Annotated in this window: 29 protein-coding genes; 22 read left to right on the forward strand and 7 right to left on the reverse strand. The window is 64.4% G+C overall.

What is annotated here, in order from left to right:
• Window positions 1-9 precede the first annotated feature (9 nt).
• Both WG907_RS00690 and pspF read right to left on the reverse strand, forming a co-directional pair.
• The gene (locus WG907_RS00690; RefSeq protein WP_340230615.1) at window positions 10-1209 is read right to left on the reverse strand and encodes an aminotransferase; all 1200 of its coding nucleotides are present in this window, start codon (window positions 1207-1209) and stop codon (window positions 10-12) included.
• Window positions 1210-1273: 64 nt separating this feature from the next.
• Window positions 1274-2272, reverse strand: coding sequence for a phage shock protein operon transcriptional activator (gene pspF, locus WG907_RS00695; RefSeq protein WP_340230616.1), 999 nt, complete (start codon window positions 2270-2272; stop codon window positions 1274-1276).
• A 181-nt stretch (window positions 2273-2453) separates the two neighbouring features.
• Between pspF and WG907_RS00700 the strand changes: the two genes are divergently transcribed.
• The 8 genes from WG907_RS00700 (at window position 2454) to WG907_RS00735 (ending at window position 5624) form a co-directional block, all read left to right on the forward strand.
• Window positions 2454-2630: a hypothetical protein gene (locus WG907_RS00700; protein ID WP_340230617.1), complete on the forward strand. Its 177-nt coding sequence runs from the start codon at window positions 2454-2456 to the stop codon at window positions 2628-2630.
• 44 nt (window positions 2631-2674) lie between these two features.
• A complete protein-coding gene (gene pspA / locus WG907_RS00705; RefSeq protein WP_340230618.1) occupies window positions 2675-3358 on the forward strand; it encodes a phage shock protein PspA in 684 nt (227 codons plus the stop codon).
• Window positions 3359-3362: 4 nt separating this feature from the next.
• Complete coding sequence (pspB, locus tag WG907_RS00710; protein ID WP_340230619.1) at window positions 3363-3629, forward strand: envelope stress response membrane protein PspB; 267 nt, start codon at window positions 3363-3365, stop codon at window positions 3627-3629.
• Window position 3630: 1 nt separating this feature from the next.
• Window positions 3631-4011 (forward strand): envelope stress response membrane protein PspC, encoded by a 381-nt coding sequence (pspC, locus tag WG907_RS00715; RefSeq protein WP_340230620.1) that lies wholly within the window; start codon window positions 3631-3633, stop codon window positions 4009-4011.
• A 90-nt stretch (window positions 4012-4101) separates the two neighbouring features.
• Window positions 4102-4353, forward strand: a complete 252-nt coding sequence (locus WG907_RS00720; protein ID WP_340230621.1) for a hypothetical protein — start codon at window positions 4102-4104, stop codon at window positions 4351-4353.
• Between the two features lie 29 nt (window positions 4354-4382).
• Window positions 4383-4616 carry a hypothetical protein gene (locus WG907_RS00725; RefSeq protein WP_340230622.1) on the forward strand — a complete coding sequence of 78 codons (234 nt, stop codon included), beginning with the start codon at window positions 4383-4385 and terminating at the stop codon, window positions 4614-4616.
• Between the two features lie 58 nt (window positions 4617-4674).
• Window positions 4675-5088, forward strand: a complete 414-nt coding sequence (locus WG907_RS00730) for a SufE family protein (protein ID WP_340230623.1) — start codon at window positions 4675-4677, stop codon at window positions 5086-5088.
• Window positions 5089-5138: 50 nt separating this feature from the next.
• Window positions 5139-5624 carry a hypothetical protein gene (locus WG907_RS00735; RefSeq protein ID WP_340230625.1) on the forward strand — a complete coding sequence of 162 codons (486 nt, stop codon included), beginning with the start codon at window positions 5139-5141 and terminating at the stop codon, window positions 5622-5624.
• Window position 5625: 1 nt separating this feature from the next.
• Here WG907_RS00735 and ggt read toward each other — a convergent pair whose 3' ends face one another.
• A complete protein-coding gene (ggt, locus tag WG907_RS00740; RefSeq protein ID WP_445326767.1) occupies window positions 5626-7338 on the reverse strand; it encodes a gamma-glutamyltransferase in 1713 nt (570 codons plus the stop codon).
• Between the two features lie 27 nt (window positions 7339-7365).
• Window positions 7366-8400 carry a quinone-dependent dihydroorotate dehydrogenase gene (locus WG907_RS00745; protein WP_340230629.1) on the reverse strand — a complete coding sequence of 345 codons (1035 nt, stop codon included), beginning with the start codon at window positions 8398-8400 and terminating at the stop codon, window positions 7366-7368.
• Between the two features lie 352 nt (window positions 8401-8752).
• Here WG907_RS00745 and WG907_RS00750 point away from each other — a divergent pair, with 352 nt between their 5' ends.
• From WG907_RS00750 to WG907_RS00800, 11 genes are all read left to right on the forward strand, one after another.
• The gene (locus tag WG907_RS00750; RefSeq protein WP_340230630.1) at window positions 8753-9700 is read left to right on the forward strand and encodes an AraC family transcriptional regulator; all 948 of its coding nucleotides are present in this window, start codon (window positions 8753-8755) and stop codon (window positions 9698-9700) included.
• 94 nt (window positions 9701-9794) lie between these two features.
• Complete coding sequence (locus tag WG907_RS00755; RefSeq protein WP_340230631.1) at window positions 9795-10205, forward strand: RrF2 family transcriptional regulator; 411 nt, start codon at window positions 9795-9797, stop codon at window positions 10203-10205.
• Window positions 10202-11713, forward strand: a complete 1512-nt coding sequence (gene sufB, locus WG907_RS00760; RefSeq protein WP_340230632.1) for a Fe-S cluster assembly protein SufB — start codon at window positions 10202-10204, stop codon at window positions 11711-11713. Before WG907_RS00755 ends, sufB begins: the two co-directional genes overlap by 4 nt.
• 114 nt (window positions 11714-11827) lie before the next feature.
• Window positions 11828-12283, forward strand: a complete 456-nt coding sequence (locus WG907_RS00765; RefSeq protein ID WP_340230633.1) for a hypothetical protein — start codon at window positions 11828-11830, stop codon at window positions 12281-12283.
• A 3-nt stretch (window positions 12284-12286) separates the two neighbouring features.
• Entirely contained in the window at window positions 12287-13048 is a 762-nt protein-coding gene (gene sufC, locus WG907_RS00770; RefSeq protein ID WP_340230634.1) for a Fe-S cluster assembly ATPase SufC, read from the forward strand.
• The gene (locus WG907_RS00775) at window positions 13045-13791 is read left to right on the forward strand and encodes a SufD family Fe-S cluster assembly protein (RefSeq protein ID WP_340230635.1); all 747 of its coding nucleotides are present in this window, start codon (window positions 13045-13047) and stop codon (window positions 13789-13791) included. Before sufC ends, WG907_RS00775 begins: the two co-directional genes overlap by 4 nt.
• Complete coding sequence (locus tag WG907_RS00780) at window positions 13788-15002, forward strand: cysteine desulfurase (protein WP_340230636.1); 1215 nt, start codon at window positions 13788-13790, stop codon at window positions 15000-15002. Before WG907_RS00775 ends, WG907_RS00780 begins: the two co-directional genes overlap by 4 nt.
• Window positions 14995-15453 carry an SUF system Fe-S cluster assembly protein gene (locus tag WG907_RS00785; RefSeq protein WP_340230637.1) on the forward strand — a complete coding sequence of 153 codons (459 nt, stop codon included), beginning with the start codon at window positions 14995-14997 and terminating at the stop codon, window positions 15451-15453. The genes WG907_RS00780 and WG907_RS00785 overlap by 8 nt, the downstream gene beginning before the upstream one ends.
• Window positions 15453-15812: a HesB/IscA family protein gene (locus tag WG907_RS00790; protein ID WP_340230638.1), complete on the forward strand. Its 360-nt coding sequence runs from the start codon at window positions 15453-15455 to the stop codon at window positions 15810-15812. The genes WG907_RS00785 and WG907_RS00790 overlap by 1 nt, the downstream gene beginning before the upstream one ends.
• Window positions 15813-15831: 19 nt before the next feature.
• The gene (locus WG907_RS00795; RefSeq protein ID WP_340230639.1) at window positions 15832-16638 is read left to right on the forward strand and encodes a Rossmann-fold NAD(P)-binding domain-containing protein; all 807 of its coding nucleotides are present in this window, start codon (window positions 15832-15834) and stop codon (window positions 16636-16638) included.
• An 89-nt stretch (window positions 16639-16727) separates the two neighbouring features.
• Window positions 16728-16901, forward strand: coding sequence for a hypothetical protein (locus tag WG907_RS00800; RefSeq protein ID WP_340230640.1), 174 nt, complete (start codon window positions 16728-16730; stop codon window positions 16899-16901).
• Here the strand turns inward: WG907_RS00800 and WG907_RS00805 are convergent.
• Window positions 16884-17906 (reverse strand): threonine aldolase family protein, encoded by a 1023-nt coding sequence (locus WG907_RS00805; RefSeq protein ID WP_340230641.1) that lies wholly within the window; start codon window positions 17904-17906, stop codon window positions 16884-16886. The two genes, WG907_RS00800 and WG907_RS00805, sit on opposite strands and share 18 nt — an antisense overlap.
• 131 nt (window positions 17907-18037) lie before the next feature.
• Between WG907_RS00805 and WG907_RS00810 the strand changes: the two genes are divergently transcribed.
• The 3 genes from WG907_RS00810 to WG907_RS18160 all read left to right on the forward strand — a co-directional run bounded on the left by WG907_RS00810 (window position 18038) and on the right by WG907_RS18160 (window position 20807).
• Window positions 18038-19129: a branched-chain amino acid aminotransferase gene (locus WG907_RS00810; protein ID WP_340230642.1), complete on the forward strand. Its 1092-nt coding sequence runs from the start codon at window positions 18038-18040 to the stop codon at window positions 19127-19129.
• Between the two features lie 43 nt (window positions 19130-19172).
• A complete protein-coding gene (locus WG907_RS00815; protein ID WP_340230643.1) occupies window positions 19173-20381 on the forward strand; it encodes a UbiH/UbiF/VisC/COQ6 family ubiquinone biosynthesis hydroxylase in 1209 nt (402 codons plus the stop codon).
• A gap of 132 nt (window positions 20382-20513) precedes the next feature.
• Window positions 20514-20807, forward strand: coding sequence for an energy transducer TonB (locus WG907_RS18160; RefSeq protein WP_445326768.1), 294 nt, complete (start codon window positions 20514-20516; stop codon window positions 20805-20807).
• 11 nt (window positions 20808-20818) lie between these two features.
• Here the strand turns inward: WG907_RS18160 and WG907_RS00820 are convergent, their stop codons facing one another.
• Entirely contained in the window at window positions 20819-21334 is a 516-nt protein-coding gene (locus WG907_RS00820) for a cytochrome b (protein ID WP_340230644.1), read from the reverse strand.
• A 24-nt stretch (window positions 21335-21358) separates the two neighbouring features.
• Window positions 21359-23302, reverse strand: coding sequence for an acetate--CoA ligase (gene acs, locus WG907_RS00825; protein ID WP_340230645.1), 1944 nt, complete (start codon window positions 23300-23302; stop codon window positions 21359-21361).
• Window positions 23303-23402: the final 100 nt, after the last annotated feature.

Below are 23402 nucleotides of genomic sequence, written 5' to 3' on the forward strand. Positions count from 1 at the left end.
AAAGGGAACCTAGCCGCCGCCCGCCGTGCTCGCAAGCGCTCTCTGCCGGAAGGCGGCGAGCCGGGCGACCGCTTCGTCCAGCACATCGTCCGACTTGGTGAAGCACAGGCGGACAAGATGGGTGACCGCGTCATCGGGGTAGAAGGCGGAAACCGGAATGGCGGCGACCCCGGCATCATGGACGATGCGTTCGCAAAAGGCCGCATCGTCCATTGCGATTCCCGATGCACGCAAATCAACGGATAGGAACCAGGTCGCGGCGCTCGGCAGCACGGCGAAACCGGCGTCGGTCAACCCCCGCGCGAGCCGGTCGCGCGAGGCCTGAGTCGCCGCCCGCTGCAGGTCGAACCAGTCGCGCGGCTTCCCGAGGCCCTGCGCCACGGCCCATTGCAGGGCGGGGGGCGTGGTGAAGGTCAGGAACTGGTGGGCCCGCGCCAGCAAGGTCGCGAGCGGCGGGGCCGCGCACATCCAGCCTACCTTCCAGCCGGTGAGGGCGAAGATCTTGCCCGCCGATCCGATCTTGACGCAGCGTTCGCGCATGCCCGGCACCGCCATCAGCGAGCAGTGGATTGCGCCGTCGAAGGTCACCTGTTCCCACACCTCGTCGCAGATCGCGATCAGGTCATGGCCGACGCAAAAGTCCGCGAGCAGCGCCAGTTCCTCTTCGCCGATCATGACGCCGGTAGGGTTGACCGGATTGTTCATCAGCAGGAATCGGGTTCTGGACGAAATCGCCGCTTCCAGCATGTCCTGCGTAATGCGCCATGCAGGCGGCGTCAGCCGCACGACTCGTGCAACGCCGCCCGCGCGCTCGATCAGCGGCAGATAAGCGTCGTAGAGTGGCGCGAAAACCAGCACTTCGTCGCCCGGCCGCACCAGCGCGAGCAGGCTGGCGGCGAGCGCCTCGGTCGCGCCCGATGTGACGATCACCTCCTGCGGCGACAGGTCCATGCCCTGATGCTCGGCATAATGGGCCGCCACCGCCGCCCGCAACTCGGGCAGGCCCGCCATCGGCGGATATTGGTTCGACCGGTTCAGCAGCGCGTCGGCGGCCGCGCTCAGCAACTCCGGGGGTCCCGGAGCATCGGGAAAGCCCTGCCCCAGGTTGATCGCGCCTGTCTCCCGCGCCAGCCCGGACATTTTTTCGAAGATGGTGGTGGCCATGTCGCGGTAGACGGGATGGCCGGGTTCAGTGGATCGATCGGCCATGGGCTGTGTCGGTTCCTCGGGAGCGGGTGTCCCGGATATCGTCCGATATTCCGACCGTCGAGTCCTAGCCTGAGGTCAACCCATGCTTTCTCATGCAGTGGCGAAGCTGGTCATAGGAAAGGCCAAGGCCCTTCGCCGTGGCGCGCTGGTTATAGCGATGGCGTTCCAGCGCGGCACGAACGATCGCGGCTTCATGGGCGTCGACGGCGGCGCGCAGATCGGTGATCACGTCCGCGCTGGCGAAGGGCGCTGGCGGCACGATGACGTCCGCGGCCACTGGCGCGGGCTGCCATGGCGAGGCGAAGGGGTCGAAGTTGATGCTGCTGACGGGGCGTGCCGGATCGTCCCAGCGGTAGACCGCGCGCTCGACCACATTACGCAATTCGCGCACATTGCCGGGCCAGCGATGCGCGTCCAGCGCCGCCATGCAGACCGCGCTGAAGCCGGGCCATTGCGGCCAGTTCAGCTCGGCCGCCATACGCCGGGCGAAATGGTCGGCCAATATGGCGACATCGCCATCGCGCGCGCGGAGCGGCGGCAGGGTGATGACTTCGAAACTCAGCCGGTCGAGCAGGTCGGGGCGAAAGCGGCCCGCTTGCGCCGCGGCGGGCAGATCCTCGTTCGTGGCGGCGACGATGCGCACATCGACCGTAACCGGCCGGGACGCGCCGATCCGGGTGACCTCGCCATATTCGACGACGCGCAGGAGCCGTTCCTGCGCCGCCATCGACAGCGTACCCAATTCATCGAGGAACAAGGTCCCGCCATCGGCCTCCTCGAATCGGCCGGGACGCGCCCGCGTCGCGCCGGTGAACGCGCCCTGTTCATGGCCGAACAGTTCCGCTTCGATCAGGGTTTCGGGCAAAGCGGCGCAATTCATGACGATCAGCGGTTCGCCCCAGCGCGGGGAGAGGTGATGCAACCGCTCGGCGATCAGTTCCTTGCCGGTGCCTCGCTCGCCGATCACCAGCACGGGGCGGTTCAGTTCGGCCGCCCGGCCGGCAAGTTCGACCGCGTCGAGAAAGACGGAGGACTGACCGATGAATTGAGTATTTTTCTCCATTACCAACATATGGCGAAAATTCCCACTTATCGGCAATAATATTCCGCAGCATTCGGCGTAAAAAGCTAAAAAGCACGCAAATCAGCGCTTTTCTAAATTGGCACGCTCCCTGCAATGTCTGTTGCAAGCCGCTGCATAGACAGGGGCACGTCACGAAGGCCAAGATTCAGGGAGTTTAGACATGGAAGACCACAAGAAAATCGCAATCCGCGACATCGGCCAGATGCTGTCGGTCGCCATCGCCGCTGTTCTGTTCGGATCGACCATGATCCTTTCGGCGGTCGGCCCGGCGCGCGCCAGTGAGGCCCCCGTGCTTGCGAGCAAGACGACCCCGGTGTCCCTGCGCTATCTGGCGTAAACGGGTGCGCCGGCACTCAAATAACCACCAGGAGTGAAGTTCACATGGGTATTTTTTCTCGCACCCGCGACATCATCGCCGCCAATGTCACCGACCTGCTCGACAAGGCGGAAGACCCGGCGAAGATGGTTCGCATGATCATCCTCGAAATGGAGGAGACGCTGGTCGAGGTGCGCGCCGGCGCTGCCCGTACGATCGCCGACCAGAAGGAAATGCGCCGCCATATCGACAAGCTGCGCGGCCTTCAGGACAGCTGGACCGACAAGGCGCAACTGGCGCTCAGCAAGGATCGCGAAGATCTGGCCAAGGCCGCGCTGGTCGAAAAGCAGAAGGCGACCGACATGGCCGAGCAATTGTCGGAGGAGATTGTCGTACTGGACGAGGCGCTCAGGGCCTCGGAAGAGGATATCGCCAAGTTGCAGGCCAAGCTGCGCGAGGCGCGTGCGCGCCAGAATAGCCTGGCTGCCCGCATGCAGAGCGCCGAAAATCGCCTGCGCGTACGTGAAGCCTATGCCGGCGAGAAGGTGAACGAGGCTTTCGCCCGTTTCGACCTGCTGGAGCGCCGGGTGGATCTTGCCGAAGGTCGCGCCGATGCGATGGCGCTTGGCGCGGCTCCCAAGACGCTGGAGGAAGAGATCGCCGAACTCAAGTCCGCCGACAAGGTGGATGCCGAGCTGGCGGCGCTCAAAGCCAGCATGAACAGGCCCAGCGCGAACGGGGAGGGCTGACGCGATGGAGGATATACTCGTCCCCATCGTCGTCGTCGGCATGCTGTTCATCGGCATGCCCTGGCTGATCTTCCACTATCTCACCAAGTGGAAGCAGGCACCCAGGATCACCGACGAGGACGAAAGGCTGCTGGACGATCTGCATCTGCTCGCGCGGCGGCTGGAAGACCGGTTGCAGACGGTCGAACGGATCGTCGCCGCCGACAACCCCGATTTCCGCGTCGCGCGCGCCGCCGACACGGATGATTACAGCCTGGACCGGAGGAACTGACATGGCCGCGCGCCGCACGAAATTCTATCTCGACAAGCAGAATGGCAAATGGCTGGGCGTCTGTTCGGGCATTGCCGACTATAGCGGCATCGATGTCGTCTGGGTCCGCGTGGGCGCAGTGCTGGTGACGCTGATGGGCGCCTTTCCCTGGACGCTGATCGCCTATTTCGCGGCCGCCTATTTCGCCGACAAGAAGCCGCTTGGCCTTTATTCGGACCGGGACGACGAGAAATTCTGGCAGGGCGTGCGCACCAATCCGGCGCGCTCGACCCGCGACGTGCGCTCCAAGTTCCGCGATATCGACCGTCGCCTGGCCGACATCGAAATCTATTATACCAGCCGCAATACGCGTCTGGCCGAAGAGATCGACCGGCTGCGCTGACGCCGCCGGTCGAAGCGATCCGCCACTTCATCGAAAATCCGCGCCGACCCGCAGATTGTGGGACAGGCGTCGCAGAAAGGGGAATCAACCATGAACCCGTTCGAAATGGTCGTCGCCATCGTAGCGATTACCGCTATCGCCAGCGTCGTCCGCGCGAAATATGGCGTCGTTCGCCGCCACAAGGGTGAGGACATTCTGGCCCGCGCGCCCGACCCGGAAGCCGAAAGACTGCGCGCCGAGGTCAAGGCGCTCAAGGATCGCGTCGCCGTGCTGGAGAGGCTGGCGACCGATGGCTCCACGGCGCTGGAGCGCGAGTTCGAAAAGCTGCGGGACCGCGACTGAGCGGCCGTGAAGGCGACAGGGAGGACAAGATGCACGAACCCCTCTTTTATCTGACCATGGCGGCGGCTGCATTAGCTGCCCTTGCCATCGTGGCGCTCGCGGGGCTGCGCGGCTGGGCCGGCTGGCTCGATCTCAAGCGCGCGGAACTGGCGCGCCGGTTCGAAGATGCGGCGCCGCCCTCGGCCACGGCCCGGATCGAGGTCGCCGATCTGAAGGAACGCATCCGCAAGCTCGAAGCGATCGCCGCCGGCGTGGATCTTTAATCGCAGCGGCGGGCAAAAGCGGCTTTCCGCATGCGCTTTTACCCTTATATGAGCCGGCATGACCGACACGCCGACGCTGACCGACCTTCAGGAGGAATATGAATTCCTCGACCCCGACGACCGTTATCGCCTGCTGATCGATCTCGGGCGCACACTGGAACCGATGCCCGATGCGCTCAAGACGGACGCGACGCTGGTGCGCGGCTGCTCGGCGGCGGTCTGGGTCTATCCGACGGTCCTGGAAGACGGCCGGCTGCATTTTCTGGCGGACAGCAATGCCGCGATCACCAAGGGCATTATCGCACTCGTCCTGCTGACGGTGCAGGATCGCGCGCCCGCCGACATCAGCGCCGCCGATATAGAGGGGGCGCTGGGTCCGTTCGACCTCAAGAACCAGCTTTCGTCGAACCGCACGCAGGGCATTCCCAACATGATCGCCCTGATCCGCGAGACCGCCGGGCGTTACGCCTGAAGAAACCCGCCAGTCCGCCCGCGCGTTGAACCCCGAGTGGAGGACATGCGATGCGCATTATGATGATTTTGGCCGGCCTCGGCCTGCTGGCCGCGTGCGGCGGCGGAACGAAAGAGCCCACCCAGCGCGAGCAGATCGGCCAGAGCTGGAAATATCGTGACGGGCAGGGCGCTAAGGTCGCCTATATCGGCAGCGCCAATATGGTGCAGACGATGACCGCGCCCGATACATTTTCGGTGCTCCTCGTCCAGCCGTTGAGCAATGGCGAAAAGGATGTAACGGTCAAGCTGGTCGGCGCGCCCTTCCGCTGCGACCTGTCGAACTGCGCGGTGACGGCGAGGACCGACGACGGCAGGACCCACCGCTGGCAGGGGCGGATGGCCGACACCAGGGATGGAATCGAAATCAAGCCTTCCGAAAAGGCCTATGAGGCGATCGCCGCTGCCAAATCGGTCAAGGTCGACCTGGTTATCGGGCCGAAGTCGGAAACCTTCCCGTTCGAGTTCAACGTCACCGGGCTCGATCTCAAAAGCTAAGCTATTCTTGCAAGGATACGCCCGGGCTGCGCGGATCGGCGGCGCCGATCCAGCGGCCGTCGGCGGTGCGCTCCGCTGCATTGGCCTTGAGGCCCAGCCGTTTTATGGTGACCTGATGGCCGAGCGTTTCGAGCGGCGTCTTGAGCGCCTCGAGCGAGGAACCCTGCTCCAGCACCAGCCCGTCCTTATCGAAAAATTCAAGGCCGAGTGCGATCGAATCCTGCGCCGACAGGCCCCAGTCGAAATGGGCGACCAGCGCCTTGGCGACCTGCATGATGATCGTGGCGCCGCCCGCCGCGCCGACGGTGAAGACGGGGGTGCCCTTCGCGTCATAGACGATCGTCGGCGACATGGACGAGAGGGGGCGCTTGCCCGGTTCCACCCGGTTGGCGACCGGCGCGCCATCCTTTTCGGGGGTGAAGCTGAAATCGGTCAGCTCGTTGTTGAGGATCACGCCATTGGCGATGAGTTGGCTGCCGAAGAAGCTCTCGATCGTCGAGGTCCATGCGGTGACATCGCCATATTTGTCTACGGCGAGAAAATGGCTGGTGCCGCTTTCGGGCTGGGGCAGGGCGGCGGTGCGCTTGCCCGACCCTTCCGGCGCGCCCGGTGCGTAGGTTGCGAGCGACCGGTCGAGCCGGATCGCCGCCGACCGCCGCCGCAGATAGGCGGGGTCGATCAGCCCGGCGACCGGCACGTCGACGAAATCGCGATCGCCCAGATACTGGCCGCGATCGGCATAAGCGAGCCGCATCGCTTCGCCGATGACATGCCAGGACCGGACATCGTCCTTGCCCCATGCTGCCAGCGGAAAGCGTTCGATCATGCCGAGAATCTGAAGCACGGTGATCCCGCCGCCCGACGCCGGACCCATGCCGCAGACCGTATAGGCGCGATAGGGACCGCAGACCGGCTTCCTTGGCTTTGCCTGATAGCCCGCCAGATCGGCCGGCGTCATCGGCACCGGATTTTTAGGCGCGGTGGAGACCGTCTCGGCGATCATCCGGGCATTCTCGCCGGTGTAGAAGGCGTCCGGCCCTTCGGCGGCGATACGGCGGAAAAGAGCGGCGAGCGGCGGGTTTTTAAGCAGGGTGCCGGCCGGCGGCGGCGCGCCGTCCACCCAGAAATATTTCTGGATCTCGGGAAAGTCCTTCCAGATGCCCTGCACCGCGTTCAGCGCCGTCGCGGTCCGCTGGCCCAGTTCGAAGCCCTTCTCGGCAAAGCGGATCGCCGGCTCGAACAGGTCCGACCAAGGCAGCTTGCCCCATTTGCGGTGCGCCGCATAGGCCATGCGCAGATTGCCCGGCACGCCCACCGAATAGCCGCCAGGCCATGCGTCGACGAAGGGCAGGGGCTTGCCGTCCGGGCCGATGAAGCGGTCGGGCCGCGCCGCCGCCGGCGCGGTCTCGCGTCCGTCGATCGATTCGAGCAGGCCGGTGCGCCCGTCATGATGCAGGATGAAGCCACCCCCGCCGATGCCGCTATTATGCGGTTCGACCACATTGAGGGTCAGCATCATCGCGATCGCCGCGTCGGTGGCGCTGCCCCCTTTGCGCAGAATTTCCTGACCCGCCGCGGCGGCGCGCGGGTCGGCTGCCGAGACGATCGCGTTGGTAACCGGGGCGCTGGTCGCCACCGGCTCGCGGGCGAGCAACGGGACAGGGGAAAGCGAAAGGAGCGCCAGCGGCGCCAGCGAACGGAGGAGCTTCAGCATCATGGGCGTCATCCCTACCGGAACGAATCAGGCGTCGATACCCACCGCGTCGCCGATCGTGGCAAGGCCGTCGCGCGCCAGCAGCGCCTTTAACCCGGCATTGATCCGGCGCGGCAGAGTGGGACCTTCATAGACGAGCGCGCTGTAGAGCTGGACCAGCGACGCGCCGGCGCGAATGCGCGCATAGGCTTGCTCCGCCGTCGCGATCCCGCCGACTCCGATCAGCGGCAGGCGCGTGCCCAGTGCGCGACGGAAATCGCGCAGTCGATCGAGTGACAGGTCGTGCAACGGCGCGCCCGACAATCCTCCGCTTTCATGGGCGTGGCGCGAGCGCAGTGGCGGCCGGGCGATGGTCGTGTTGGACACGATCAGCGCGTCGACCCGATGGTCGAGGCAGGCAGCCGCGATATCCTCGATATCCGCGGGCGCCAGGTCGGGCGCGACTTTGAGGAAAATCGGGGTCCTGTCCGCTCCGCGCGCCGCCATCACCGCGCCCAGCAACTGGTCGAGCGCCGCCCGATCCTGCAAGGCGCGCAAGCCCGGCGTGTTGGGGGATGAGATGTTGACCGTCAGATAATCGGCCAGCGGCGCCATGCAGGTGACCCCCGTGACATAATCGGCGATCCGGTCGGCGGTGTCCTTGTTCGCGCCGATATTGACGCCGACGATCGCGTCCCCTCGCCGCCGTTTGGCTATCCGCTCCGCCCCGGCCGCCTGACCGCCATTATTGAACCCCATGCGGTTGATGACCGCGCGATCTTCCACCAGGCGGAACAGGCGCGGCGCGGGATTGCCGGACTGGGGCAGCGGTGTGAGCGTGCCCAGCTCGGCAAAGCCGAAGCCCAGGCCATGCATTTTGTGGGCAACGAGCCCTTCCTTGTCATAGCCGGCTGCAAGACCCACGGGATTGGGAAAGCGGACGCCGGCAACGGTCTGGGCCAGAACCGGGTCCGCAGTCGAGGGCGAGGGAAAAGGCAGCATGCGCAGGAGCCGCAGCGATAGATTATGGGCACGCTCAGCGTCGAACGCGAACAGAAAAGGGCGGATAAGGCGGTAGGACATGGCGGCGCTATGCCAGCGAAGCCCGCCATGGTCGAGTCGCCGCTTCAGGGCCATAAATTTGGGCGGCAGCAATCTTTTATAACAAGTTTTTGTCCGAAACGGATCGTTTGCTGCGGAAAATGGCGAATCCATCCAATAAAATAATCGCGGTTTGGGAGTAAAGCGGCTTTGCGACCCGAAGGCTCCTAGGCCCATGGCCAAAAGAGACCTTTTCCTGACCCGGCGGTTCACCCGCCGGGTCATTTTTGCCCCCCATTTTGGCTGGCCACTAAAAAAGCGCCGATTTGCGTCAGTTGTGCTTGCACGGTCGGCAGCATAGCGCATAGTTAATGCCCGGCGGGGGCGGAAAAATATGGGGTTGCGGCAAATCGACAGGGCGGAAGCCGCTCAACCACTCGTCGACTCGCACGGCTCTCTATCCTTTGCGGTAGACGCCGCGCAGGGGCCAGTGCGGTTGCGTTATTTCGCGCCGCCCGACCATCTGCGCCCCTATATCGGCTCGATCTATGTCTTCACCGTCTCTTCGCACGGCTATTCGGACGTGACGCGCGCCGACGTGCCTCAACTGCGCTTCATGATCGAAGGAAGCGGCCATTATCATTTCCACGACGGTGTCGTGGCCGCGACGCCCGAGGTCTGCCTGCTCGGGCCGACCATGGGCGCAACTCGCTTCGTGCTGGACGGGCCCGCGCACGTGCTGGGCGTTTCGCTGCTGCCGGCGGGGTGGGTCGCGCTGTTGGGCGGAGACGCGAGCATGATGGCGGACCGGTTGAACGACCCGGTTGCTCAGCGAGGCGGGGAGCGGTCGCAGCTCCTGTACGAGCTCCGCACCATGACCGATGTGGAAGCGATGGTCGAGCGCAGTTGGGCCGTGCTGACTGAGCAGATCAGGCTGGCGCCTTCGATCCCGCAAAGCGTCTGGCAGTTGTTGCAGGCGATCGATCATTGGCTGACGGATGAAGGCTCGCCCCGGATCGAGGCGCTGGTCGAAGCCACCGGCCTTTCCGCGCGGCAGCTGGCCCGGCTCACCAATCGCTATTATGGCGCGCCGCCCAAGCTGCTGGCGCGCAAATATCGCGCGCTCCGTTGCAGCGCCCGCATCGCGCTGGATCGGGAGAATTGGCAGTCGCTACTGGAAGACGGCCGATTTTACGATCAGTCGCACCTGATCCGCGAAATTAAGCATTTCATCGGACTCACGCCGCACCAGCTGCTGACCGAGCCTTCCGCCGTAGCGCTGCTCACCCTGTTGCGGCGAACGCTGGGCGCGGATGTGGCAGTGCTTAACCGGCTGAGCTGAGCGGCGGTCAGAAAGCCCTTGATTCCTCCCCTCTTCGGGACCACATGCCAATCGGATTGATTCGATCCGATTTGAGAATGGTTCGCAACCGGGCATGAAGTTATCGAGTTTCGCCGATTATGCGGTCGTGCTGATGTCCGCCGCCGCGCGCCATTGTGGTGGCACGCGGATGAACGCGACGACGCTGAGCGCCGAGACCGGCATTCCGCTGCCAACGGCGCAGAAGCTGGTGAGCCGGCTGTCGGCGGCGGGGCTGCTTGAATCGACGCGTGGCACCGGCGGGGGGGTGCGGCTGTCGCGCCCGCCGGCCGCGATCAGCTTGGCCGATGTGGTGGAAGCGGTGGAAGGCCCCATCGCCCTGACGGCCTGCGCCGATACGGGTGCGCACGACTGCATTCTGGAAACGGACTGCCGGATCAAGCCGCATATGAACATCGCCAGCGCCGCGATGCGCTCGGCCCTTGCCGGCGTCAGCATCGCCAGCCTTTCCCGGGAACCCGCATGACTGACCTTTCCCTCCGCGAATCCGGCCGCGACACTGGCCGCGAAGTCCGTAACCAGGAGGCGCAGGACGCCGCCGACCGCGCGTCGACCTATGAATATGGCTGGTCGTCCGCGATCGAGCAGGATTTCGCGCCCAAGGGCCTGACCGAAGATACTGTCCGCTACATTTCCGCCAAGAAAAAGGAGCCGCAATGGCTGCTCGACTGGCGGCTCAAGGCATTTGCGATGTGGCAGACGATGGAAGCGCCCGACTGGGCCAAGCTTAACGTCCCGCCGATCGATTATCAGGACGCCTATTATTATGCCGAGCCCAAGAAGAAGGTAGAGTTGGACTCGCTGGATCAGGTCGACCCCGAAATCCTCGCCACATACAAGAAGCTGGGCATTCCGATCGCCGAGCAGGAGATGCTCGCCGGCGTGAAGGGCAGTCGTCGCATAGCCGTCGACGCCGTGTTCGACAGCGTTTCGGTCGCCACCACCTTCCGCAAGGAGTTGGAGGAAGCGGGCGTCATCTTCCGCTCGATCAGCGAGGCGGTGCGCGAATATCCCGATCTGGTGAAGAAGTGGATGGGCAAGATCGTGCCCATGCACGACAATTATTTCGCGACGCTCAATTGCGCGGTCTTTTCAGACGGCACCTTCGTCTACATCCCCAAGGGTGTTCGCTGCCCGATGGAGCTTTCCACCTATTTTCGCATCAATGCGGAGAATACCGGGCAGTTCGAACGCACTTTGATCGTCGCGGACGAGGGCAGCTATGTCTCCTATCTGGAAGGCTGCACGGCGCCGATGCGCGACGAGAATCAGTTGCACGCCGCCGTGGTCGAACTGGTTGCGCTGGACGACGCGGAGATCAAATATTCGACCGTCCAGAACTGGTATCCGGGCGACGCGGACGGCAAGGGCGGCATCTATAATTTCGTGACCAAGCGGGCGCTGTGCCAAGGCAAGAACAGCAAGGTGAGCTGGACGCAGGTGGAGACGGGTAGCGCGATCACCTGGAAATACCCGTCCTGCGTATTGAACGGCGAAAACAGCGTCGGGGAATTCTACTCCGTCGCGCTGACGAATAACATGCAGCAGGCCGACACCGGCACCAAGATGATCCACAATGGCAAGGGGTCGCGATCGACCATCGTGTCTAAGGGGATCAGCGCGGGCCGCAGCAACAATACCTATCGCGGACTGGTGCGCGTCGCGCCGGGCGCAGAGGGCGTGCGCAACTTCACGCAATGCGACAGCCTCCTGCTTGGCGACCAGTGCGGCGCGCATACGGTGCCCTATATCGAGGTGAAGAACCCCAGCGCCCAGATCGAGCATGAGGCGACGACCAGCAAGATCAGCGACGACCAGCTCTTCTACGCGATGCAGCGCGGGCTGGATCAGGAGAGCGCGGTCTCGCTGATCGTAAATGGGTTTGCCAAGGAAGTGCTCCAGCAACTGCCGATGGAATTTGCCGTCGAGGCGCAGAAGTTGCTGGGCATTTCGCTTGAGGGGTCAGTGGGGTGACGTTTACCGTCTCTCCCCTCGTCACCGGGGTGACGGCGTGTGGGGTGGACTGTCTCTCTCCGCCGACAGATGGATGAGACAATATAGTATTTCGAACCAATGTAGGACTGAATTTTGAGCGACGAAGACGATATTCAGGATGCCCTCGCCGATTTTGCGGAGGATGTCGGCAATGGCCAGTCATGGACCGCCGCGATCCGCATTCTGACCGAGGATTATGAGCTGGAAGAGGGCGAGCTGGAGCCGCGCGCTCGCGCCGAGTTTGGCGATTTGGACGCGTTCGAGGCGCAGAGCCGCGATGCCTTGCAAAAGGCCGACGCGGCGATGACGGAGAAGCTGCGCACGGACAAGGCGTTCCACAAAGCCAAGGCCCCCAACCTCGCCCGGATGGGTCCCGTTAGTGAATTCGTCGTCGCGCTGCTCGAAAAGGGGCCGCCCGAGGGCGGGGCCGACTGGTGGCCCTATATGCCGGTCAAGCGGCATATCGACACGCTGTTTCCGGCACCCGGCGACGTGCGCGACATGGCGTTCTGGACTGCGCGGACGCTCGAACGGGCGCATAAGGGATAAGAAATGCTCACGATCGACAATCTTACGAACACCATCGACGGCAAGGCGATCCTCAAGGGTTTGTCGCTGACCATTAGTGCGGGCGAAATCCACGCTATAATGGGGCCTAACGGCGCTGGAAAATCGACGCTGGCCTACACGCTCGGCGGACGTCCCGGCTATGAGGTGACGGGCGGCACCGCGACGTTCGACGGCGCGAACCTGCTGGACATGGACCCGCATGAGCGGGCCGCCGCCGGGCTGTTTCTGGGCTTTCAATATCCGGTGGAAATTCCCGGCGTATCCAACCTGCAATTCCTGCGCGAAAGCCTCAATGCGCAGAAGCGCGCGCGCGGCGAAAAGGAGCTGAACGGCGGCGAATTCATCCGCCTCGCCAAGGAAAAGGCGAGCCTGCTCGGGCTCGACATGGACATGCTCAAGCGTCCCGTGAATGTGGGCTTTTCCGGCGGCGAGAAAAAGCGCGCCGAAATGGTGCAGATGGGCATTCTCGATCCCAAGCTGGCGATCCTGGACGAGACCGACAGCGGCCTCGATATCGACGCGCTCAAGATCGTCGGTGCGGGGATCAACGCGATCATGCGCAAGCCCGACCGGGCGGTGCTGCTCATCACCCACTATCAGCGGCTGCTCGATTATGTGAAGCCGGACTTCGTCCATGTGCTGGCGGCGGGCCGGATCGTGAAGTCGGGCGGTCCTGACCTCGCGCTGGAGCTGGAGCGCGAAGGCTATGCCGATGTGGTTGGAGCCGAGGTGGTCGCCGCGTGACCGCTCTGCCCACCCGCAAGGACGAGGCCTGGCGCTATAGCGATCTGGAGGCCGTCGCCTCCGTCTGGCCGATCGCGCCCGCGACGCGCCTCGCTGTGGCTGAAGGCGAAACCGCGCATCATCATCTGTTGCAGGACGCACCCGATGGGGCCGTCGCCGTGCACGACTATGTCATCACGATCGCCGACGGCGCGCGCTGCGATTTCCATATATTAAACATCGGCGGCAAATTCGGGCGCGTGACCCTTGACGTGAGGCTCGGCAAGGGCAGCCATTTCGAACTGGGTGGCGCGATCCTGGGCAATGGCGATCAGGTGCTCGAAATCGTGACGACGCTCACCCATGCGCAGCCCTACGCGACCAGCGGGCAGACCATCCGGTCGATCCTGAGCGGGCGCGCGACCGGCAGCTATCTCGGCAAGATCGCGGTCGCCAGAGACGCGCAACGCACCGACGCCTTCCAGTCGGTCAAGGCGATGCTGCTCGATCGCACCGCGACGGCCAACGCCAAGCCCGAGCTCGAAATCTATGCCGATGATGTGAAATGCGCTCATGGCGCGACCGTGGGCGAACTCGATAAGGCGGCTTTGTTCTACATGGCGTCCCGCGGGATGGACCCAGCTACGGCCAAGACCTTGTTGCTGCGCTCCTTCGTTGCCGGCGTGTTCGACAGCGTGGCCGACGAGGCGGTGCGCGAACGGCTGGAATCGGCGGCGATCGCCAAGCTGGAGGCGCTGGTATGAGCGTTATCGCGCCCGAACGCCTATCGTTGCGCACCGATTTCCCCGGCGTCCTTGACTGGCATTATCTCGACAGCGCCGCCACGGCGCAGAAGCCTCAGGCCGTGATCGACGCGATCGCCCGCGCCTATGGCCCCGATTATGCGACCGTCCATCGCGGCGTGTACGAGCGCTCGGCCAGCATGACGCTGAGTTATGAAGCGGGCCGCCGCAAGGTCGCATCCTTCATCGGCGCGGCGTCCGACCGGGAGATCGTCTATGTGCGCGGGGCGACCGAAGGCATCAACCTCGTCGCTCAGTGCTGGGCGGGCGAGCAGTTGAAGGCCGGCGACCGCATCCTGTTGTCCACGCTGGAACATCACAGCAATATCGTGCCGTGGCAGATGGTCGCGGAACGGATCGGCGCGCATATCGACGTCGTACCGCTGACCGACGATGGCCGGATCGATCTCGATGCTATGCGCGCGATGATCACGCCCCGGCACCGCATGGTTGCGCTGGCCCATGTGTCGAACGTGCTCGGATCGGTGCTCGACTGCCGCCGCGCCGCCGATATCGCTCATATGGTGGGCGCCAGGATCCTGATCGACGGCTGCCAGGCCGTGCCGCGCCTCGCGGTGGACGTGCAGGCGCTCGATTGTGATTTCTACGTCTTTTCCGCGCACAAGCTTTACGGCCCGACCGGGATCGGCGTGCTCTGGGCGCGTGAGGCGCTGCTGGACGCCATGCCCCCCTATCAGGGCGGCGGATCGATGATCGACAAGGTGACGTTCGAAAAGACCACCTACGCCCCCGCGCCGACGCGGTTCGAGGCGGGAACGCCGCATATTGTCGGCGTTATCGGGCTTTCGGCAGCGATCGATTATGTGCAGGCCATAGGGCTGGACGCGATCCATGCCCATGAATGTGCGCTGGTGGCCAAGGCTCGCGCCGCGCTGGAGGGGATCAACAGCGTTCGCCTGTTCGGCCCCGAAGAGTCCGCCGGCATTCTCTCATTCGAGGTCGAGGGGGTGCATCCCCACGATGTCGGCACCATATTGGACGAAGCGGGTGTCGCGATCCGCGCCGGCCATCATTGCGCTCAACCGCTGATGCGGCATCTGGGCGTGGACGCGACGGCGCGGGCTAGCTTCGGCCTCTACAGCGACGAGAGCGACGTGGACGCGCTGGTCCTGGGATTACAACGGGTAAGGAAGATCTTCGGTAATGGCTGAGGAACGCAAGATAGTGATGGAAGAAGTCGAGGCTGTCGATGCGCCGCCCAAGGCGCGCGTCGAAACGCCGGAGCCCGAGCCGCGTCAGCGCGACTATCTCGATGGCTTTCTTGCGGCGAAACCCGCAGCCGCGCCCGTGGGTGAGCCGGGCGGCGACCTGTATGAAAGCGTGATCGAGGCGCTGAAGGAAATTTATGATCCCGAAATCCCGGTCAATATCTATGATCTGGGCTTGATCTATGGCGTCGACGTGAACGAGGGTCATGTCATGGTGACGATGACGCTGACGACGCCACACTGCCCGGTCGCCGAATCGATGCCGGGCGAAATCGAGATGCGCGTCGGCGCTGTTCCGGGCGTCGGCGATGCCGAGGTCAATCTGGTCTGGGACCCGCCATGGGACCCGGCCAAGATGAGCGACGAGGCCAAGCTCGAACTGGGAATGCTGTAATGACCACCGAGACCAAGACCCGCGTCCGCCCGGCTGCCGTCATCCTGACCCCGGCCGCACAGGCACGCATCGCCGACCTGATGGCGCAGGCGCCGGAAGGCGCGATCGGCGTCAAGCTGTCGACGCCCAAGCGCGGCTGTTCGGGCCTTGCCTATTCGGTCGACTATGTGAATTCAGAAACGAAGTTCGACGAGAAGATCGCAACACCGGGCGGCATCCTCTATATCGACGGCGCGTCGGTCCTCTATCTGATCGGATCGACGATGGACTGGGTGGAGGATGATTTCACCGCCGGTTTCGTCTTCGCCAATCCCAACGCCAAGGGCAGCTGCGGCTGCGGCGAGAGCTTCACGGTCTGATAGCCGGGAAGCTGTGTCCATGCCGCACATGCTGATCCTGGGCATGGGGTATAGCGGATCGCGGCTGGGCGCATATCTGGCGAACGAGGGCTGGCGCGTCACCGGCGCGCGCCGCGCGGGCGGGGGCGACGCACTTGCCTTTGCCGATGAAGCGGCGGTTCGCGCGGCAATCGACGTAGCGACGCATATCCTTTCGTCTGTCCCGCCAGAGGGGGAGGATGATCCTGTACTCGCCCGCTATGGTCGATCGATCGCCACAGCGCCCGCCAGATGGACGGGCTATCTCTCCTCGACCGGCGTTTATGGCGACAGTGGCGGGGCCTGGGTCGACGAGTACAGCCCGGTCGGGTCCGGCCGTCGCGCCGCCCGCATGCGTGCCGACCTCGCCTGGGGCGCTCTTCGCCCGGACGTGCGCCGGTTTCGCCTGCCCGGCATCTATGGCCCCGGCAGGTCGGCGCTGGAGCGGGTCCGCGAAGGGAAGGCGCACCGCGTCCGTTTGCGCGATCAGGTGTTCAGCCGCATTCATGTCGATGACATCGTCTCGGGAATCATAGCGTCCTTCGATGCGCCACCGGGCATCTACAATCTCGCGGACGACCTGCCCTGTGCGCAAAATGCGGTGGTCGAGGCTGCGTGCGACCTTGCCGGCCTGCCATGGCCACCGTTGCTGGAACTGGACGAGGCCGGTCTGTCGCCGATGGCGCGAGGCTTTTATGCTGAAAACCGCCGGGTGGCGAACGGGCGCGCGAAACGGCTGCTCGGCTGGATGCCGCGTTACCCCACTTATGTTCAGGGGCTGGCAGCCTGCCTTGCGAGAGATGCCTGACCCGGCCCGTCGCAAACAGCGTTTTGCTTTACGCGTCGTTAATCATCTCCGCCGAAAAGCTGCTCCGTCACGGAGATGGGATCAGCATCATGGATCGGATCGATCAGGCTTTTCGCGCGCTCAGCCGCCGGATCAACGCGCCTCCCACGCCTGAAAGCGGGCCACCGGTCCATGAAGCGCTGCCCAGCCTCATCGGCAGGGTGAACCGGGCCAAGCGCCGATACGACCCGGCATGCCATCAAAAATCAGGCGGGGTCGCCTAAAGCGACAAGCGCCCGGGCGAGCGGGGCGACGCTTTGCGCATCCTGCGACCAGTTGGTGACGATCCGCACCGCGCCCTCGCCCCAGTCGTGAAAATCAAATCCCTGTGCGCGCAGGCGAGCCGCCTCGGCGCTGGTCAGCCGCAGGAACAGCTCGTTCGCCTGCACGGGATGGAGCAGCCGGTCGCTGGCGGCTAGTGCGAGCGCCTGCGCCGCCGCGTTCGCCGCGCCAGCGTTGGCGAGCCACAATTCATCCTCCAGCAGCGCCAATATCTGCGCGGCGCAATAGCGGCCCTTGGAGAAAAGATGGCCCGACCGCTTGCGCCAGCGCGCCGCCTGCGCCGCGCGCGCTTCCCCCGCTTCGCCGAAGAAGACCAGCGCCTCGCCGATCATCCCGCCATTTTTCACGCAGCCGAAGGATAATATGTCGACCCCGGCGCGCCAGGTCACATCGGCGGGCGCGCAGCCCAGATGAACCACCGCATTGGCGAAGCGCGCGCCGTCCATGTGAAAGCCCATCGCGTGGGCTTTCGCGATCTCCCCCAGCGCCGCGACCTCTTGCGGCGCATAGACCAGCCCATATTCGGTCGCATTGGTGATGCTGATCGCGCTTGCCGGCTGCTGGTGCACGTCCGGCCGAATCGTCTTGAGGCGTGCCGCGACAGCGTCGGGCGTCAGTTTCGCGCCATTGCCCGGCAGCGCCATCAGGCTCGCACCATGGGTGAAGAAACCGGGCGCACCGCATTCGTCGGCGACGATATGGGCTTCCTCATGACAGATGACGCCGCCATAGGGCGGGCACAGGCAGGCAAGTGCGATACTGTTGGCCGCCGTGCCGCTCCCTATCCACATGGCGCTGACCTGCGTTTCGAACAGGTTGGAAAAAGCGCCGTCCAGCCGCGCGCTCCAGCCGTCGCCATCATAGCCATGATCGGCGCGGTCGGCGGCGATGATCGCGGCCATGACCGGCGGGGAAACGGGCGTCGCATTGTCGGAGAAAAAGTGCATGGGCCTGCGATACCGCTACGACAGGCAGTGGCCAAGGGCCGGTGATATAAAATTGGACAGTATTATTGACATTGTTTCAGCCGACTAATTGTGACATAGGCTCGCGCGTCCAAGCCCCAAGGAGACCTATCATGGACGTCGAGCAGTCATCGCGCTTCACCGTCACGCCCAGCCAACAGGCTGTAGCGGCTGACCGGCGCGCCACATTGCTGGAGGACCCTGGTTTCGGCCGGCTCTTTACCGACCATATGGTGACCATCCGCTTTACCGAAGGGCGGGGCTGGCACAGCCACAGCGTCGGCCCGCGCGAGCCGTTCACGCTCGATCCTGCTTGTGCCGTCCTCCATTATGCCCAGGAAATCTTTGAGGGCATGAAGGCCTATCGGCTCGCCGATGGCAGCATCGCCATGTTCCGGCCAGAGGAAAATGCCCGCCGTTTCGCCGAATCGGCCGAGCGGATGGCGATGCCCGCACTGCCCGAAGACATATTCCTCGAAGCGGTCGAGGCCCTGGTGAAGATAGATGCCGACTGGATCCCCGGCGGCGAGGGCAGCCTCTATCTGCGGCCCTTCATGTTCGCGAGCGAGACCTTCCTTGGCGTGCGGCCGGCGGCGGAATATATATTCTGCGTCATCGCCTCGCCCGCCGGCGCCTATTTCAAGGGCGGCAAGAAGGCGGTCACGCTCTGGGTGTCCGAACATTATACCCGCGCCGCGCGCGGCGGCACGGGCGCGGCCAAATGCGGCGGCAATTATGCCGCCTCGCTGATCGCGCAGAAGGAAGCGATCGAGCAGGGCTGCGATCAGGTCGTCTTCCTCGATTCGGCCGAAAATAAATGGGTCGAGGAACTGGGCGGCATGAACGTCTTTTTCGTGATGGACGACGGGTCGATCATCACCCCGCCATTGGGCGGCACGATATTGCCCGGCATCACCCGCGACAGCATCATCACGCTGGCGCGCACCGCCGGCCATGATGTGCGCGAGGAGCCCTATAGCTTCGCCCAGTGGCGCGCCGACGCCGCCAGCGGCGCGCTGCGCGAGGCATTCGCCTGCGGCACGGCGGCGGTCGTAACCGCGATCGGCACGGTGAAAAGCGTGGGCGGCGATTTCACCATCGGCAATGGCGATGGCGGCATGGTGACCGAATTGTTGCGCACGCAATTGACGGGCATCCAGCGCGGCACGGTGGATGGCCCGGCGGGATGGCTGCGGACCCTGTAAGAGCCGATAGCTTTCCCGGCAGCGCGTCTCTAGAATGCAGGTCATGCAACGCTTCGACGTCGTGATTCTCGGGGGCGGGCTTGTCGGCCTCACCCTTGGCATCGCCCTTTCCCGCCATGGCGTGTCCTGCGCCGTCATCGATCCCGCCGATCCGGTCGACACGGTGGTCGCCGGTTTCGACGGGCGCGTTTCGGCGATCAGCTCGACCAGCTTCGCCATGCTCGATGCGATCGGCGTCGCCGCGCATCTGGAGGGCAAGGGCTGCCCGATCGAACGCATCTGGGTCAGCGACGGGTTACAGCCGGGCGCGCTCGATTTCGCGCCCGATGGCGATGACGGCCATATGGGCGTGATGGTGCCGAACCGAGAGCTGCGCGTCGCGCTCGCGCGGGCGGCGGGCGACGCGGAGAATCTGACCCGCTTGCAGCCCGATCGGGCGAAGGACGTGATTCGCGACGCCGATGGCGTGACGTTGCGGCTGGCGAGCGGGGTAGAACTGAGCGGCGCGCTGTTGGTGGCGGCGGAGGGGCGCAACAGCCCGACCCGCGAGGCCGCCGGCATCAACACCACGCGCTGGCAATATAAGCACACCGCCATGGTGACGGCGATCGACCATGAAATCCCGCACGCCAATACGGCCTATGAGATTTTCTATCCCGGCGGGCCGTTCGCGCTGCTGCCGATGCTGCCGGGCACCCGATCGGCGATCGTGTGGACGGTACCGACCGATCAGGCCCCTGCCATGCTCAAATTGTCCGAGCGCGGCTGGCTGGCCGAAGCGCAAAAGCGCATGGGCGGCTTTCTGGGCGAGATCAGCCTCGCCGGGCCGCGTTCCTCTTATCCGCTCGGCTTCCACCATGCCGCGCGGATCACCGACATGCGGCTCGCGCTGGTCGGCGACAGCGCCCATGCGATCCACCCCATAGCGGGGCAGGGCCTCAACCTCGGCTTCCGCGATGTCGCCGCGCTGGTCGAGGTGCTGGTCGACGGCATGCGCCTCGGCCTCGATCCCGGCGACGCGCAACTGCTCGCCCGCTACCAGCGCTGGCGTGGTCTGGACGCCCTGTCAGTGAGCGTCGCGATGGACGGGCTGGTGCGGCTGTTCGACGTGCCGGGCAAGCTGCCCTCCCTCGTTCGCCGCGCGGGGCTGGCGGCCGTGCAACGCAGCTCGCTGCTCAAAAACCGCTTCATGAGCGAGGCGCGGGGCCAGTCGGGCGCGTTGCCAAGGCTGCTGACGGGCGAGATGGTGTAGGTAGGGGCGTCAATCCCGTTATTGCCGAGTTATCGAAGGTTGCAACATTAGGGCGCTGCTACTTCGAGTGCACATGGAGTAACTATGCTTTTAACCTTCCTTCTGATCTCAACCGTATCTTTGCCCCCGGCCATGAATCCAGAATGCGGCCCGCCGCCTAGAGGAAACCGACCATGGGTGGATGCTTCGGATTATCCAGATAGGGCTCGAAGACAGGGCATGCGCGGAGACGTCACATTCGCGTTGGATATCTCTGCGCAGGGTTGTCCAACGAAATGCACGATCGTTATTTCTTCCGGCTACAGATTACTGGACGAAACAACCTGCCAAATAATGAGCGAGCGCGCTCGTTTCAAACCAAAGCTGGACGAGAGTGGCAGGGCCATGACAGCGAAATGGACCAACAAATTACATTGGGAACCGTAATTCGTGCACCTTTACCCCAGCATCCGCCGCAGCACCCCGTCCTTTAACACGAAATGATGGCGCAGCGCCGCGCCGATATGCAGCGCAATGAGCACGGTCCAGACATAACCCATCAACCCATGCGCGTCATGGGAAACGCCGACGATCGCGTCGCCCTTGCTGACCGCGAACTTGGGCACGTCGAACAGGAAGAACCAGTTTAGCGGCCGGTCGCCCGCTGAACTCATGATCCAGCCGGTCAGCGGCACCAGCAGCATGAAGGCGTAAAAAAGCATGTGCGTGACGTTCGCCGCTGCCGTCTCCCACCGGGGCATCGCGAGTGGCAGCGGCGGCGGCTTATGCGTCAGCCGCCAGATAATACGCAGGATCGTGAGCGCCAGCACGGTCAGCCCCACCGACTTGTGGACCGGCATGACTTTCCATTCCTTTGGCAGCGATTCGTGGAACAGCCCCAGCCACAGGTTGAAAAGGATCAGTATCGCCATGATCCAGTGCAGGGTGCGGGCAACGGCCGAGTAGCGGACCATGGGGGCAGCTCCTTGCTTTGTCCCTTATCCCAAACGATTGGCGACGAGATTATCCACCACGCCAGGATCGGCCAGCGTGCTGGTGTCGCCCAGCGCCTGCGCCGACACCTCGCCCTCGGCGATCTTGCGCAGGATGCGGCGCATGATCTTGCCCGAGCGGGTCTTGGGCAGGCCGGGGGCGAACTGGATCGCGTCGGGGGTGGCGATCGGGCCGATTTCGGCGCGCACCCATTTGACCAGCGATTGCCTGAGCGCGTCGCTTGGCTCCTCGCCGCTGTTGAGCGTCACATAGGCGTAGATGCCCTGCCCCTTGATGTCGTGCGGGAAGCCGACCACGGCCGCCTCGGCGACGCTCTGGTGCAGCACCAGCGCGCTTTCGACCTCGGCCGTGCCCATGCGATGGCCCGAGACGTTGATGACGTCGTCGACCCGCCCGGTGATCCAGTAATAGCCGTCGGCGTCCCGCCGCGCGCCATCGCCGGTGGTATATTTGCCGGGAAAGGTCGTGAAATAGGTCTGGAAGAAGCGATCATGATCGCCCCAGACGGTACGCATCTGTCCCGGCCAGCTGCGCGCGATGACGAGATTGCCCTCGGTCGCGCCGTCCTGCACCACGCCTTCGGCGTCCACGATCTGCGGCACGACGCCCGGCATCGGCAGCGTCGCGCTGCCCGGTTTCAGGTCGACCGCGCCCGGCATCGGCGCGATCATTGCTGCGCCTGTTTCCGTCTGCCACCAGGTGTCGATGATCGGGCATCGGCCCTCGCCGACGACATTGTGATACCAGCGCCAGGCTTCCGGATTGATCGGTTCTCCGACCGTGCCTAGCAGCTTGAGCGACGCGCGGCTGGTCGCCTTCACATAGGCATCACCCTCCTTCATCAGCGCGCGCAGCGCCGTGGGCGCGGTGAAGACGGTGTGCACCTGATGCCGGTCGACCACCTCCCAGATGCGGCTGGGGGTCGGATAATTAGGCACGCCTTCATACATTAATGTGGTCGCGCCGTTCGCCAGCGGGCCATAGACGATATAGCTGTGGCCCGTGACCCAGCCGATATCGGCCGCGCACCACCAGATGTCGCCGGGCCGATAGTCGAAGCACAGCTCATGCGTCAGGCTCGCCCACAGCAGATAGCCGCCGGTCGAGTGCAGTACACCCTTGGGCTTGCCTGTGGAGCCCGAGGTATAGAGGATGAACAGCGGGTCTTCCGCGTTCATGGGTTCAGGCGGGCAGTCGGCCGAGACCCTGGCGTTTTCCTCATGCAGCCACTGGTCGCGGCCGTCCTTCATCGTCACCGCGCCACCGGTCGCCTTGACCACGATAACGCGCCGCACGCCGGGGCATTCGGCGAGCGCCGCATCGACATTGGCCTTGAGCGGCACCGCCTTGCCGGCGCGCCGCCCCTCGTCCGCAGTGATGACGAGCGTGGAATCGCAATCGATGATCCGGCTCGCGAGCGCCTCGGGCGAAAAGCCGCCGAACACGACGCTGTGGATCGCGCCGATCCGCGCGCAGGCGAGCAGGGCGAAGGCTGCTTCCGGGATCATCGGCATATAGATGGTGATGCGATCGCCCTTCTTCGCGCCGGCGCTTTTGAGCACATTGGCAAAGCGGCACACCTGCTCATGCACCTGGGCATAGGTGAAGCGGCGCGGCTCATCCAGCGGCGCGTCGGGTTCCCAGATGATCGCGGTCTGGTCGCCCCGGCTGGCCAGATGCCGGTCGATGCAGTTGGCGCTGACGTTGAGGACGCCGTCGGCGAACCATTTGACGCCGAAATCGGCCTCGTCGAAGCTGCTTTCGTCCGCGCGCGTCGGCGGGGTGATCCAGTCCAGCCGCTTTGCCCGGTCCAGCCAATAGGCGTCCGCATCCTCGATCGACCGGGCGTAATCGGCGGCGCGTCCCGCTTTGTCCAGCCGCGCCTGCTGCGCCCATATCGCGGGAACCGGGAAGAAATCGTCCGACATCTGGCATCCTTTCATGGGCGAAACTATGCACGCCTTCGGGTCGTTCTAGAGCGCGAGCGCGGATATCGGAAGAGCATGCGCGCCTGGTCGAGGCCAGTTT

Origin of the sequence: Sphingobium fluminis (genome assembly GCF_037723805.1) — a bacterium.
In the GTDB taxonomy this organism is placed as follows: domain Bacteria; phylum Pseudomonadota; class Alphaproteobacteria; order Sphingomonadales; family Sphingomonadaceae; genus Sphingobium.

What these genes read in the sequence shown, in the direction of transcription:
- WG907_RS00690 (WP_340230615.1), bottom strand. Translation starts at nt 1,209, where the DNA reads ATGGCCGATCGATCCACTGAACCCGGCCATCCCGTCTACCGCGACATG.
- pspF (WP_340230616.1), bottom strand. Translation starts at nt 2,272, where the DNA reads ATGGAGAAAAATACTCAATTCATCGGTCAGTCCTCCGTCTTTCTCGAC.
- WG907_RS00700 (WP_340230617.1), top strand. Translation starts at nt 2,454, where the DNA reads ATGGAAGACCACAAGAAAATCGCAATCCGCGACATCGGCCAGATGCTG.
- pspA (WP_340230618.1), top strand. Translation starts at nt 2,675, where the DNA reads ATGGGTATTTTTTCTCGCACCCGCGACATCATCGCCGCCAATGTCACC.
- pspB (WP_340230619.1), top strand. Translation starts at nt 3,363, where the DNA reads ATGGAGGATATACTCGTCCCCATCGTCGTCGTCGGCATGCTGTTCATC.
- pspC (WP_340230620.1), top strand. Translation starts at nt 3,631, where the DNA reads ATGGCCGCGCGCCGCACGAAATTCTATCTCGACAAGCAGAATGGCAAA.
- WG907_RS00720 (WP_340230621.1), top strand. Translation starts at nt 4,102, where the DNA reads ATGAACCCGTTCGAAATGGTCGTCGCCATCGTAGCGATTACCGCTATC.
- WG907_RS00725 (WP_340230622.1), top strand. Translation starts at nt 4,383, where the DNA reads ATGCACGAACCCCTCTTTTATCTGACCATGGCGGCGGCTGCATTAGCT.
- WG907_RS00730 (WP_340230623.1), top strand. Translation starts at nt 4,675, where the DNA reads ATGACCGACACGCCGACGCTGACCGACCTTCAGGAGGAATATGAATTC.
- WG907_RS00735 (WP_340230625.1), top strand. Translation starts at nt 5,139, where the DNA reads ATGCGCATTATGATGATTTTGGCCGGCCTCGGCCTGCTGGCCGCGTGC.
- ggt (WP_445326767.1), bottom strand. Translation starts at nt 7,338, where the DNA reads ATGCTGAAGCTCCTCCGTTCGCTGGCGCCGCTGGCGCTCCTTTCGCTT.
- WG907_RS00745 (WP_340230629.1), bottom strand. Translation starts at nt 8,400, where the DNA reads ATGTCCTACCGCCTTATCCGCCCTTTTCTGTTCGCGTTCGACGCTGAG.
- WG907_RS00750 (WP_340230630.1), top strand. Translation starts at nt 8,753, where the DNA reads ATGGGGTTGCGGCAAATCGACAGGGCGGAAGCCGCTCAACCACTCGTC.
- WG907_RS00755 (WP_340230631.1), top strand. Translation starts at nt 9,795, where the DNA reads ATGAAGTTATCGAGTTTCGCCGATTATGCGGTCGTGCTGATGTCCGCC.
- sufB (WP_340230632.1), top strand. Translation starts at nt 10,202, where the DNA reads ATGACTGACCTTTCCCTCCGCGAATCCGGCCGCGACACTGGCCGCGAA.
- sufC (WP_340230634.1), top strand. Translation starts at nt 12,287, where the DNA reads ATGCTCACGATCGACAATCTTACGAACACCATCGACGGCAAGGCGATC.
- WG907_RS00780 (WP_340230636.1), top strand. Translation starts at nt 13,788, where the DNA reads ATGAGCGTTATCGCGCCCGAACGCCTATCGTTGCGCACCGATTTCCCC.
- WG907_RS00785 (WP_340230637.1), top strand. Translation starts at nt 14,995, where the DNA reads ATGGCTGAGGAACGCAAGATAGTGATGGAAGAAGTCGAGGCTGTCGAT.
- WG907_RS00790 (WP_340230638.1), top strand. Translation starts at nt 15,453, where the DNA reads ATGACCACCGAGACCAAGACCCGCGTCCGCCCGGCTGCCGTCATCCTG.
- WG907_RS00795 (WP_340230639.1), top strand. Translation starts at nt 15,832, where the DNA reads ATGCCGCACATGCTGATCCTGGGCATGGGGTATAGCGGATCGCGGCTG.
- WG907_RS00800 (WP_340230640.1), top strand. Translation starts at nt 16,728, where the DNA reads ATGGATCGGATCGATCAGGCTTTTCGCGCGCTCAGCCGCCGGATCAAC.
- WG907_RS00805 (WP_340230641.1), bottom strand. Translation starts at nt 17,906, where the DNA reads ATGCACTTTTTCTCCGACAATGCGACGCCCGTTTCCCCGCCGGTCATG.
- WG907_RS00810 (WP_340230642.1), top strand. Translation starts at nt 18,038, where the DNA reads ATGGACGTCGAGCAGTCATCGCGCTTCACCGTCACGCCCAGCCAACAG.
- WG907_RS00815 (WP_340230643.1), top strand. Translation starts at nt 19,173, where the DNA reads ATGCAACGCTTCGACGTCGTGATTCTCGGGGGCGGGCTTGTCGGCCTC.
- WG907_RS18160 (WP_445326768.1), top strand. Translation starts at nt 20,514, where the DNA reads ATGAATCCAGAATGCGGCCCGCCGCCTAGAGGAAACCGACCATGGGTG.
- WG907_RS00820 (WP_340230644.1), bottom strand. Translation starts at nt 21,334, where the DNA reads ATGGTCCGCTACTCGGCCGTTGCCCGCACCCTGCACTGGATCATGGCG.
- acs (WP_340230645.1), bottom strand. Translation starts at nt 23,302, where the DNA reads ATGTCGGACGATTTCTTCCCGGTTCCCGCGATATGGGCGCAGCAGGCG.